This window comes from Coprococcus sp. TF11-13 (assembly GCF_003481085.1).
GTDB classification, from domain to species: Bacteria; Bacillota; Clostridia; order Lachnospirales; family Lachnospiraceae; genus Coprococcus; species Coprococcus aceti.
Window position 1 is genome coordinate 250,182 of record NZ_QUKK01000002.1, and the last position, 12,377, is coordinate 262,558.

A 12,377-nucleotide genomic window follows, 5' to 3' on the forward strand; every position below is an offset into this window, starting at 1 on the left:
AAAGTGCTATGTACAGGGCAGTTGTATTTGATATGGACGGCGTGTTGGTAGACACGGAGAAGATATACAGGAAGTGCTGGAAGGAAAACGGCATGAGCATAGGGATTCCTGAGGCACAGATGGAAAATGTATGTGACCGGGTGGCTGGAGGCAACAAGACCTCCAACGCCCGGGTGTTTAAGGAAATAATGGGCGAAGATTTTGATTATCTTGCGTTCAGACAGAGAACAATGGATCTGTTCGATGAACATGTGGAAAAGTATGGAATAGACATAAAGCCACATGTCGAGGACACGCTGAGATTCTTAAAAGAACACGGCGTGAAGATGGCACTTGCAACCTCCACTGCGAGGACGAGGGCGCAGCAGAGACTTGATAGCGTTGGAATAGCCGGATACTTCGATGAAAAGGTATGCGGAGACGAGATCACCCACGGAAAGCCGGAGCCTGATATATATCTGAAGGCCTGCGGTAAGCTGGGCGTAAACCCGGACGAAGCGGTGGCCGTTGAGGACTCTGTGAATGGTATCATATCTGCCAGCCGGGCAGGGCTATGTACGGTCATGGTGGTGGATCTGATAAAACCAAATGGTATCACGCGCGAGCGTGCATACAAAACCTTTTATGATATAGAAGATATATGCAGCCTGTTTGAGTAAACAGGCTGTATTTTTATTAATAAAATGAGGAGGAACATCATAATAATGTAAAGAGTAAAGAATATGGTGGTAGTATGTCTGCAAGTCAGAAATTTATGGGAGTTGTAAAGGGATTGATCCTGTCCTATCTGCTCACGATAATCATGCTGTTTATAACGGCGGTGGTCGTATACAAAGTGGGGATAAGCGATAAGGTGCTCGGTATACTGGTTGTTGTGATATACATAGTGGCCACATTTGCCGGGGGCTTTGTTACGGGCAGAAAAGTCAGGGAGAAGCGTTTCCTGTGGGGGATGGTGTATGGCCTGACTTACATATCGGTCGCATTGACCGTGTCGGTGCTGTTTACAGGTTCAGGTGACAGAGAGGGAATAGCAGTTATAACCAAGTGTATTATGTGCGTTGCAGGCGGGATGCTGGGGGCTATGCTCAGTTAAAAAAAACTTTTACTTTATATATCTTTGTGTTATAATCCCGATATATGACATAAAAAGAGAGGTGTATCCAGAATGAAGAGAATTAAAACACTCACAAACAGGACTATGAAGAATACAATGGTCAAGGGTGGATGTGGCGAGTGCCAGACATCATGCCAGTCAGCTTGTAAGACATCATGCACAGTTGGTAATCAGAGCTGTGAGAATGTTAACAACAAGTAATTTGTAACAGGTTTGTATTTGATCAGCTAAAGGGGACCGTCGTTTATGATGACAGTCCTCTTTAGTGCGTGTATAAGGGTGCCGTGTGTGGCGCCTTGAATTAGAATTTCACGGATAGATCCGATGGAATATATTGAAGGAGAATTATGGTTCATCAGTACAAGAACAATGGTTATAATATAGTGCTTGATGTCTGTAGTGGTTCTGTACATGTCGTAGACGATCTTGTCTATGATATTATTTCTTTATATGAGGAGAATGATAAAGAGCAGATTATAAAGGCACTGTCACAGTATGACAGCGCAGAAGTTTCCGAGGCTTATGACGAGGTAGCCCAACTGGTAGAGGACGGAACATTATTTACAGATGACGTATACAAAGATTATATTATAGATTTCAAGAAGAGAAAGACAGTTGTCAAGGCGTTGTGTCTGCATATCGCCCATGACTGTAACCTTGCCTGCAGATACTGCTTTGCCGGTGAGGGAGAATATAAGGGAGACAGGGCGCTTATGTCACTTGAGGTGGCAAAGAAATCCCTGGATTTTCTGGTTGCGAATTCCGGTTTAAGAAGAAATCTCGAGGTGGATTTCTTTGGCGGTGAGCCGCTTATGAACTGGGATGTAGTCAAGAAGACCGTGGAATACGGAAGAAGCCTTGAGGAGAAGTATGACAAGAAGTTCAGATTCACACTTACTACCAACGGAGTGCTTCTGAATGACGAGATCATGGAATTTGCCAACAGAGAGATGGCGAACGTGGTGCTCAGCATAGACGGAAGAAAGGAAGTCCACGATTACATGAGACCTACCAGGAATGGCAAGGGAAGCTATGACGTGATACTCTCCAAGTTCCAGGAATTTGCCAAGAAGAGGGCAGGCAAGAGCTACTATGTGAGAGGTACTTACACTCACAACAATCTTGACTTCTCAGAGGATGTACTTCACATGGCAGATCTGGGATTTGACCAGATATCCGTTGAGCCTGTTGTATCACTTCCGGACGAGCCATATGCTATAAAGGAAGAGGATATACCGGTACTGCTTGAGCAGTACGACATCCTGGCAAAGGAGATGATCAAGAGACACAAGGAGGGAAGAGGCTTCAATTTCTTCCACTTCATGATAGATCTTGAGGGCGGACCTTGTGTAGCCAAGAGACTTTCCGGTTGTGGTTCAGGTACAGAGTACATGGCAGTTACCCCTTGGGGAGACCTGTATCCTTGTCATCAGTTCGTTGGTGAGGACGATTTCTGTATAGGAAATGTATTTGATGGAATCAAGAATCAGGATATAGTCAATGAATTCAAGCTGTGCAATGTATATGCCAAGGATAAGTGTAAGGACTGCTTTGCAAGATTCTATTGCAGCGGTGGCTGTGCGGCCAACTCATACAAGTTCCACGGCAATATACTTGATGCATATGACATAGGTTGTGAGCTTCAGAAGAAGCGTATAGAATGTGCAATCATGCTGAAGGCGGCTATGGCCGATGAGGCAGAAGAGGAATAAAAAGGGTAAAAGGAGAAGACGATGAAGAAGACAAAGAGAAACGCTGTGCTCGTCATCATTGCCTTTCTGCTTATACTGGGTGTTGCTATATATACAGCAATATTCGGTGTTGCAGACAGAGGTAAAGTCGAGTACATCAAGCTTGGACTTGACCTTAAGGGTGGTCTGAGTGTAACTTACGAGATTCAGGAGGATGATTACAGCGACAAGGATCTCGAGGATACCAAGTATAAGATTGAGCAGCGTGTAGAGGCCTACACCAATGAGTACTCAGTCTATGAAGATGGAGACAAGAAGATTACGGCAGAGATCCCTGGTGTAACAAATGCAGATGAGATACTTAATGCCCTGAATATTGAGGGAAAGCTTGAGTTCCTTGATCCGGACAATTATACAAAGTGGTCAAAGGGACAGGAGTATGAGGCTGCTCTTACAGGAGATGACATCAAGAATGCCACAGCCGGAATTGACTCAGATAACGGCAATGACAATGTGGTACAGCTTGCATTTACCGATGAGGGAGCTCAGAAGTTCGCTGATGTTACCGCGGCAAATGTTGGGAATATAGTATACATTATATATGACAACAAGGTCGTAAGTGCACCAACAGTACAGTCAGCCATAACAGGCGGAAGCGCAGAAATCAACAAGATCGGAAGCTACGAGGAGGCCGAGCAGCTTGCTACTACTATCCGTATCGGTGCACTTCCTCTTACACTTAAGCAGGTTCGTTCCAATATAGTAGGAGCTACACTTGGTTCAGATGCTATCAGCACAAGCCTTAAGGCAGGTGCGATCGGTATTGCACTTGTGTTCCTTATCATGATCATTGTATTCAGGATTCCAGGTCTTGTAGCTTCATTTGCCCTGGCATTCTACACAATACTTGATCTGCTGGTCATCAATCTGTTCAACGTTACACTGACACTTCCTGGTATAGCCGGTGTTATACTGTCAGTAGGTATGGCGGTCGATGCCAACGTAATCATATTCACGCGTATCAAAGAGGAGCTGGCGGATGGCAAGTCCGTAAAGCAGGCTGTAAAGGGTGGTTTCCACAATGCCCTGTCAGCCATCATAGATGGTAACGTTACAACACTTATAGCAGCTCTTGTACTTGGAATATTCGGAACAGGTACTATCAAGGGATTTGCGATCACACTGGCTATCGGTGTTGTTCTGTCAGTATTCACAGCTCTGGCAGTCAGCCAGTCACTGCTCACAGCGCTTGTAAATCTCGGCGTTACAGATGCCAAGTATTTCGGCGTTGCAAGAGAGCCAAAGAAGACAAACTTCGTGAAGGCAGGTAAGTTCTGTATGCTCGGATCACTCATTGTGATCATCGCATGCTTCTGTATGATGCCTGTTAATAATAAGTCAAAGGGTTCACCACTTAACTTCAGTGTTGAGTTTGCAGGCGGTACAAGCCTTACAGTAGGTTTTGACAAAGAGTACTCACTTAGCGAGGCTGAGAAAGATATAGTTCCTGTCATTGCAGAGGCTGCCGGTATCGGTGAGGCAGGAATATCAGTTCAGACAGTATCCGGAACAAATGAGATCGTGTTCAAGATGCCAGAACTTTCAGATGACGGAACAGATGATTCACAGATGTCCAAGGTGCGCAACGCACTCACAGACAAGCTTGGCGCAGATGTCAAGGAGGCAAATGTAATAAGTGGATCGGTCAGCAGCGAGATGTCTAAGAACGCTATATTCTCAGTTATCCTTGCAGCTATTCTGATGCTTATATACATTGCTATCAGATTCCATGATGTGAAGTTTGGTGCAAGTGCAGTTATCGCACTTCTCCACGATGTTGCGATGGTATTCTGTCTGTATATTATACTGAGACTTACAGTTGGTAACACATGTATCGCATGTCTGCTTACCATAGTGGGTTACTCGATCAATGCGACGATCATCATATTCGACCGTGTAAGAGAGAATATAGGTGTTATGAAGCCTAAGAAGGCCACATACAAGGATATAGTCAACCTGAGTATCAACCAGACCTTCAGCAGAACAATATATACATCACTCACAACATTTGTTACAATATTCGTTCTGTATATCATGGGAGTGGCATCCATCAAGGAGTTCGCTCTCACACTTATGGCTGGTGTAGTTATCGGTGCTTACTCTTCAGTATGTATCACAGGTCCACTCTGGTACTACATGAAGACAAAGCTTGGTAAGACAGAAAAAGATGCTTAATAGAATAAAGTTATCGGACGGATGTCAGATGACAGATGATAACAGGCTTCCATGGCAGAGATGCTGTGGAAGCCTGTTGTATTATTGGGAGATGGAAGAGATATGAATTGTAAAGCAGTGGTGTTTGATATGGATGGAGTCATCCTCGATTCAGAACAATTGGTTGTCAAGAGCTGGCAGAAGACAGCGGACAAATATGGCATAGAGGACATAGAGAGCTTCTGTATGGCTGCCCTTGGACTCAACCGTGAGGCGGCGAAGAAGCTGTTCGTGCAGATGTACAAAGGAAGATGTGATGAAGGACAGGATACATTGGATGAGGAGAGATATGAGAGCCTCAAGGTTGAGATGGCGGCGGAATTCCACCGGGCAGCGGCAGAGGGAGAGCTTGTGCTGAAGCCGGGAGTTACAGACATGCTGAAGATGCTCAGGGATAATGGCATACCATGTGCCCTTGCCACATCCACCAGAAAAGAGGTAGTCACCATGGAGCTCATCAACCTCGGGGTGATAGATTACTTCGACAAGCTTGTATGTGGAGACATGGTAGATCGGAGCAAACCCGCACCGGATATATTCCTGAAGGCCTGTGAAGAACTTGGAGTTGAGTCGGAGAGTGCATGGGCGGTGGAGGACTCATACAACGGAGTCAGAGCAGCATATGCGGCAGGGATGAAGATTGCTATGATCCCGGACCTCGTGCAGCCGGATGATGAGATGAGGGATAAGGCAGATTTTATATTTAAGAATATGAATGAGTTTCAAGAGTATATTCTTGAGTCCATCAGAGCATGACAGATGGATCCGACGAATAAAAAAGAACTCCTGATGCAGAGCGGCAAAGCCTCTGTAACAGGAGTTCTTTTAGTTAGTTTTTAGGGGTTTAAGGGGACTGGTGAGGTCCCATATATAATATGTAAGTCCCGGCAAAGGACTGACATATTTTGATCTAATGGGTCAGTTAGATCAATGACTCGTAGAGCTTGGTGATATCCTCCACGCTAGTCTCCTTTGGATTGCCCGGGCGACATGCGTCATCGTAGGCTGACTGTGCCAGGAATGGAATATCCTCTGGCTTTACAATGTCTTTAAGGTCTGTAGGAATGCCTACATCGATTGACAACTGGCGTACTGCGTCAACTGCAGCTTTTCTGTATTCTTCCTGGGTCATGTCGTCTACGCCCTTGACGCCCATGGCTCTTGCTATCTCACGATACTTTTCTCCTGTTGCTTCTGCATTGTATTCCATTACAGTAGGCAGGATAATCGCGTTGGCAACACCGTGAGGTGTGTCATACAGAGCTCCCAGTGGATGAGCCATGGAATGAACGATTCCAAGACCTACATTTGAGAAGCCCATGCCTGCAACATACTGGCCCAGCGCCATATCAGCACGGCCCTCAGGCGTATTGGCAACAGCCCCTCTGAGTGAACGGCTGATGATCTCGATTGCCTTGAGGTGGAACATGTCTGACAGCTCCCATGCGGCTGCGGTGATGTAACCCTCGATTGCGTGTGTCAGTGCATCCATACCTGTGGCTGCTGTGAGTCCCTTTGGCATGGAGCTCATCATCTCAGGATCGACAAATGCCACAACAGGAATGTCCTTAGGATCAACACATACCATCTTGCGGTTCTTCTCAACATCTGTGATGACGTAGTTGATAGTTACCTCTGCTGCGGTTCCGGCTGTAGTTGGAACTGCAAATATAGGAACTGATTTATTCTTTGTAGGTGCAACACCCTCCAGGCTTCTGATGTCTGCAAAATCAGGGTTGGCAATAACTATGCCGATACCCTTGGCAGTGTCCATGGATGATCCGCCGCCTATGGCGATGATGTAATCTGCCTCAGCAGCCTTAAATGCGGCCACACCCTGCTGCACGTTCTCTATAGTAGGGTTTGGCTTGATGTTGGAATAGATCTCGTATGCAAGTCCTGCACCGTCCAGAACATCGGTGACCTTCTTGGTCACACCGAACTTGATCAGATCAGGATCTGAGCACACAAGAGCCTTGGCGAAGCCTCTGCCGACTGCCTCTGTGGCGATCTCAGCGATGGCACCCGCTCCGTGGTAAGAGGTTTCATTGAGTACGAATCTGTTTGCCATAAAAATATCTCCTCCTTTGCACTGCGCATTTGTGATAGAACTTTCAGATACTGCCATCAAAATGCACAAAAGATATATTCAAAATGTATATTTATTATAACATTTATACAATAAAAAGCAAATAGACATAACAGGTGAAATGTCAACATTTACAGGCAAAATGGCGGCATTTACACTGGTAATACCATAATGCGTCTGCTAAAATATGTGGATGGATACAGCAGGGATGCGGATATGTTCCTGCGATAAAATGATACGGAGAACAGAAGATGACATTGACACCGGAGCAGAAGGATATAATAGATAAATATGTGAAGAAGCCAGAGTGGAGAGTGGCGGGCAAAAGAGCGGACTTTAATGCCATAGGCGAGAGGTTCGGTGTGAGTCCTGTTGTGGCGAGGGTTATCACGAACAGAGGAGTCACCGGGGAGAAAGCCATAGCTATGTACCTTGATGGCGGCTGGGATTCCATGCACGATCCGGCACTGATGAAGGATATGGTGGAAGCCGGTGAGATAATAAAGGAAAAGCTTAGCGATAACAGGAGGATAAGGATAATCTCGGACTACGACGTGGACGGGGTTACCTCCAATTATATATTGCTTCTCGGCCTTCGGAGAACATGGACGGCGCTGCACGGAAGCTGCGCTGATGACTGCACCGTGGTGGATTACGACATTCCACATCGAGTGCATGATGGATACGGAATAAATAAAAGACTTATAGATGCCGCCATAGCGGATGGTGTTGATACTATCATAACCTGCGACAATGGAATAGCGGCGATAGAACAGGTGAGATATGCGAAGGAGCGCGGGCTTACGGTCATCGTCACGGATCACCATCAGATCCCATTTGAGGAGAGTGATGGCGGCGAGCGGGTATATATGCTGCCCCAGGCGGATGCGGTCATAGACAATCAGAGGCAGGACTGTGAATATCCATTCAAGGGGCTGTGCGGGGCCGGCGTTGCGTTCAAGCTCATCCAGTACATGTACAGGATATGCGGGATAGCCGAGAGCGAGGTAAATGAATTCATGGAGATCCTGGGGCTGGCTACCAACTGTGACATGATGGATCTGGTGGATGAGAACAGACTCTATGTAAAATATGCCCTTGAAAGTCTGAAGGACAGCCGCAATCCGGGTCTGAATGCCCTCATGATGCTCAGCGGCAGAAATGAGAAGAAGATATCAACGTATGATCTGGGATTTCTGATAGGGCCGTGCATCAATGCGGCGGGAAGACTGGGGGATGCGAAACAGAGCCTTGAGTTCTTGCTTGAGAGAGATCCAAATGTCGCCGAGGCAAAGGCTAGGGAACTGCTGGCTGTCAACAATGAGAGAAAGAGCATGACGGAGGCCGGAGCCCGGCATATAACAGATATGCTTGAGACAGCCACTGTGAACGGAGAGTTCGGACAGGCGGCTACCCTTGCGGACAAGGTACTTGTGGTGTATATACCGGCTGTACATGAGAGCGTTGTGGGAATAATCGCCAGCAGGCTCAAGGAGGCATACACAAGACCTGTGATGGTGTTCACGGACGCAGAGACGCCGGGGATACTGAAAGGATCGGGAAGATCCATAGACAGCTACAACATGTTCGAGGAGCTGAACCGGTTCCGGGAGATGTTCACTGCATTTGGCGGACATGCCATGGCGGCGGGCTTTTCCATAGAGAAGGAGAGGCTTGACGAGCTGAGGCGGAAGCTCAATGAAGCGGCGGTGCTGACGGATGAAGATATAACACCTAAGCTGATGATAGATGTGGCCATGCCGCTGGCGTACAACAGCATAGAGCTGACGGAACAGATCGAGAGGCTTGAACCATACGGAAAGGGTAACAGGAAACCGCTGTTTGCACAGGCGGCAGTACCGGTGCGAAGGGCGCAGATACTTGGAAGAAACAAAAATCTTCTGAAGCTCCAGCTTGATACCGGGTACGGAAGGTGCGTGGATGCCATAGATTTTGATCCGGATACATTTGTGAATAACATAAAACAGTGGTTTGGAGAGGATGAATGTGTTAAAATGTTAAATGGTCAGCCGAACGCCGTAGTGATAGATGTCGCATACTATCCGACCATCAATGAATATATGGGAAGACGTTCACTCCAGATGAAGATGGAGGCTTATAACAAGGGAATATAAGCTGACTTTGATGAGAATACTATTAAGTACATTTGTAATATATATCATACAGGAGGACGTAAGATGAGTGAGGTAGAAAAGTATATCAAGAGTATTCCTGATTTTCCACAGCCGGGAATCATATTCAGGGATGTGACAAGTGTAACAGAGAATCCTGAGGGCATGAAGCTGGCCATCGATGAGATGGACAAGCTGCTGGAGGGAGTAGATTACGATGTCATCGCCGGAGCAGAGTCCAGAGGATTTATATTTGGAGCACCGCTGGCATACAAGAACGGCAAGGGACTTGTTCTCGTGAGAAAGAAGGGCAAGCTTCCGAGAGAGACCGTGGAGATGTCTTACGATCTTGAGTATGGACAGGCTACTATAGAGATACATAAGGATTCCATCAAGCCGGGTGAGAAGGTCGTGCTGGTGGATGATCTTATTGCAACAGGTGGAACCATAGAGGCTGCGGCTAAGCTTATAGAGAGCCTTGGCGGAATCGTGGTCAAGATGGTATTCCTCATAGAGCTGACAGACTTGAAGGGAAGAGAGAGACTTTCCAAATATGACGTGGCTTCAGTAGTACAGTTTGAGGGCGAATGATCAGGGCAGAATAAAACAGGAAGTGTGGTGAGCATATGGGAGAGACATTGGATAAGACACAGGACAATATAATAGCTCAGGAGACAAAGAGGGCTGCGGAAGCAGGTGTTATCACCTCGGAGCAGGCCACGAAGGATGGAATAGCAGCCATCGAGAAGGCTCTTGCGTCTGGCAAGAATGTTCCTCAGAATGAACTTATAAAGCTGGAGGAGCAGGCGAATAAGCAGATGAAGGCGAAGAGAGAGATAGATCTGTCCACACCGGCAGATTTTACACCGCCGGAGGAATTGTATAAGGAGCTTATCTCAAGGATACTCACATATCACCCATCTGCCGACATCACTATGATAGAGAAGGCATATAAGGTGGCGGACGCTGCCCACAAGGGACAGCTCAGAAAGTCCGGGGAGCCTTATATCATGCACCCTCTGAATGTGGCCATAATCCTGGCAGAGCTTGAGCTCGACAAGGAGACGATAGTGGCAGGGATACTCCACGATGTCGTTGAGGATACAGTCATGACATCTGAGGAGATAGCAGCGGAGTTCTCCGAGGAGGTTGCTTTCCTTGTGGATGGAGTTACGAAGCTGACACAGCTCAAGATGACCACGGACAAGATAGAGGTTCAGGCGGAGAATCTGCGTAAGATGTTCCTCTCCATGGCGAAGGATATCAGAGTCATACTGATAAAGCTGGCGGACAGACTCCACAATCTGAGAACCCTCCAGTATCAGTCACCGGAGAAGCAGATAGAGAAGGCCAGAGAGACCATGGATATATATGCGCCTATCGCACACAGACTTGGTATCAGCAAGATCAAGGTCGAGCTGGATGACCTGTCCATGATGTACCTCATGCCGGATGTGTACAAGGATCTCAAGGCGCAGATAGATGAGAAGCTTACCGAGAGGGATGCTTATATCAAGAGGGTCGTTGCCGATGTCAAGAAGCATATCGATAATGCCGGACTTGAGGCTGAGATAGACGGAAGAGTAAAGCATTTCTTCAGTATATATAAGAAGATGAAGAACCAGAACAAGACTCTGGATCAGATATACGATATATTTGCGGTACGTATCAAGGTGAATACGGTCAGGGACTGTTACTCAGCACTGGGTATCATTCATGAGATGTACAAGCCTATTCCGGGAAGATTCAAGGACTACATAGCCATGCCTAAGTCCAACATGTACCAGTCCCTTCACACCACACTGATCGGACCTGAGGGACAGCCATTTGAGATACAGATAAGAACCTACGAGATGCACAGAACGGCTGAGTATGGTATCGCTGCGCACTGGAAGTACAAGGAGAACATAACCGGTACGGTCATGCAGAAGGAGGAGGAAAAGCTCTCCTGGCTCCGTCAGATCCTTGAGTGGCAGAGGGATACCGATGACAACAAGGAGTTCATGAGCTTTGTCAAGACTGACCTTGATCTCTTTGCTGAACAGGTATACTGCTTTACTCCTGCCGGAGATGTTAAGAACCTTCCTAGCGGATCCACACCTATAGATTTTGCTTATGCCATTCACACGGCGGTGGGCAACAAGATGGTCGGTGCAAGGATCAACGGACGACAGGTTCCTATAGATACCAAGCTCAACAACGGAGATCGTGTGGAGATCATAACCTCACAGAACTCCACAGGACCAAGCCGTGACTGGCTGAATATAGTCAAGAGTACACAGGCGAGGACAAAGATCAACCAGTGGTTTAAGCATCAGCTCAAGGATGAGAATATCAGCCGCGGAAGAGAGCTCATACTGAACTACTGCAAATCAAAGGGAATAGACTACTCCATGTACTCAAAGCCTGAGTATCAGGAGAAGATATACAAGAAGTACAATTTCCAGGATTGGGATTCCATAGTTGCCGCCGTTGGACATGGCGGAATCAAGGAAGGTCAGATAGTAAACCGTCTGATTGATGAGTACAACAAGGAGCACAAGCCACAGACTGCCACGAACGCTGAGGTTCTGGACGAGTATTCGGTGAAGAAGAACCATGGCAACCATATCGGCAAGGGTGGAATAATCGTAAACGGCATAGATGACGTTGCCGTGAGATTCTCCAAGTGCTGTTCACCTGTTCCGGGGGATGAGATCATAGGATTTATCACCAGAGGACGAGGTGTGTCCATACACCGTACCGACTGTGTAAATGTGTTGTGCATGAGCGAGGCGGACAGAGCCAGAGTCATCGAGGCCGAGTGGAAGGATGACGCTGTTGCATCGAACACATACATGACCGAGATAAATATATATGCGGATGACAGAAACGGCATATTATTTGACATAACCAAGATCCTCAGCGAGGCAAATATAAACGTAAACAGTATCAACAGCCGTACAAGCAAGCAGGGCAAGGCTACGATCACGATCTCATTTGCAATCAAGTCGAAGGAACAGTTGAATACGATAATTGCCAAGATAAGGAATGTTGATAATATAATTGATATAGAGAGAACTACGGGCTGATGG

At 46.8% G+C, this 12,377-nt stretch carries 10 protein-coding genes; 9 read left to right on the forward strand and 1 reads right to left on the reverse strand.

What is annotated here, in order from left to right:
- The first annotated feature begins 8 nt into the window (after positions 1–8).
- The 6 genes from DXD11_RS05685 to DXD11_RS05710 all read left to right on the forward strand — a co-directional run bounded on the left by DXD11_RS05685 (position 9) and on the right by DXD11_RS05710 (position 5,838).
- Positions 9–659, forward strand: a complete 651-nt coding sequence (locus tag DXD11_RS05685) for an HAD family hydrolase (RefSeq protein WP_055146139.1) — start codon at positions 9–11, stop codon at positions 657–659.
- 74 nt (positions 660–733) lie between these two features.
- Entirely contained in the window at positions 734–1,096 is a 363-nt protein-coding gene (locus tag DXD11_RS05690; protein WP_015534335.1) for a TIGR04086 family membrane protein, read from the forward strand.
- 72 nt (positions 1,097–1,168) lie between these two features.
- Positions 1,169–1,318, forward strand: a complete 150-nt coding sequence (gene scfA / locus DXD11_RS05695; RefSeq protein WP_015534334.1) for a six-cysteine ranthipeptide SCIFF — start codon at positions 1,169–1,171, stop codon at positions 1,316–1,318.
- Positions 1,319–1,464: 146 nt separating this feature from the next.
- Positions 1,465–2,829 carry a thioether cross-link-forming SCIFF peptide maturase gene (scfB, locus tag DXD11_RS05700; protein WP_118757952.1) on the forward strand — a complete coding sequence of 455 codons (1,365 nt, stop codon included), beginning with the start codon at positions 1,465–1,467 and terminating at the stop codon, positions 2,827–2,829.
- 21 nt (positions 2,830–2,850) lie between these two features.
- A complete protein-coding gene (gene secD, locus DXD11_RS05705) occupies positions 2,851–5,043 on the forward strand; it encodes a protein translocase subunit SecD (RefSeq protein WP_118757953.1) in 2,193 nt (730 codons plus the stop codon).
- Between the two features lie 102 nt (positions 5,044–5,145).
- Complete coding sequence (locus tag DXD11_RS05710; protein ID WP_242992639.1) at positions 5,146–5,838, forward strand: HAD family hydrolase; 693 nt, start codon at positions 5,146–5,148, stop codon at positions 5,836–5,838.
- Between the two features lie 166 nt (positions 5,839–6,004).
- On the opposite strand, the gene fucO is transcribed toward DXD11_RS05710, so the two are convergent.
- Positions 6,005–7,153, reverse strand: coding sequence for a lactaldehyde reductase (gene fucO, locus DXD11_RS05715; RefSeq protein ID WP_015534330.1), 1,149 nt, complete (start codon positions 7,151–7,153; stop codon positions 6,005–6,007).
- A gap of 269 nt (positions 7,154–7,422) precedes the next feature.
- Between fucO and recJ the strand changes: the two genes are divergently transcribed.
- The 3 genes from recJ (at position 7,423) to DXD11_RS05730 (ending at position 12,374) form a co-directional block, all read left to right on the forward strand.
- On the forward strand, positions 7,423–9,306 hold the full coding sequence (gene recJ / locus DXD11_RS05720) for a single-stranded-DNA-specific exonuclease RecJ (protein WP_117549786.1): 1,884 nt from the start codon (positions 7,423–7,425) through the stop codon (positions 9,304–9,306).
- 63 nt (positions 9,307–9,369) lie between these two features.
- Positions 9,370–9,894: an adenine phosphoribosyltransferase gene (locus DXD11_RS05725; protein ID WP_117549784.1), complete on the forward strand. Its 525-nt coding sequence runs from the start codon at positions 9,370–9,372 to the stop codon at positions 9,892–9,894.
- A gap of 35 nt (positions 9,895–9,929) precedes the next feature.
- Entirely contained in the window at positions 9,930–12,374 is a 2,445-nt protein-coding gene (locus tag DXD11_RS05730) for a RelA/SpoT family protein (protein ID WP_199688729.1), read from the forward strand.
- Positions 12,375–12,377: the final 3 nt, after the last annotated feature.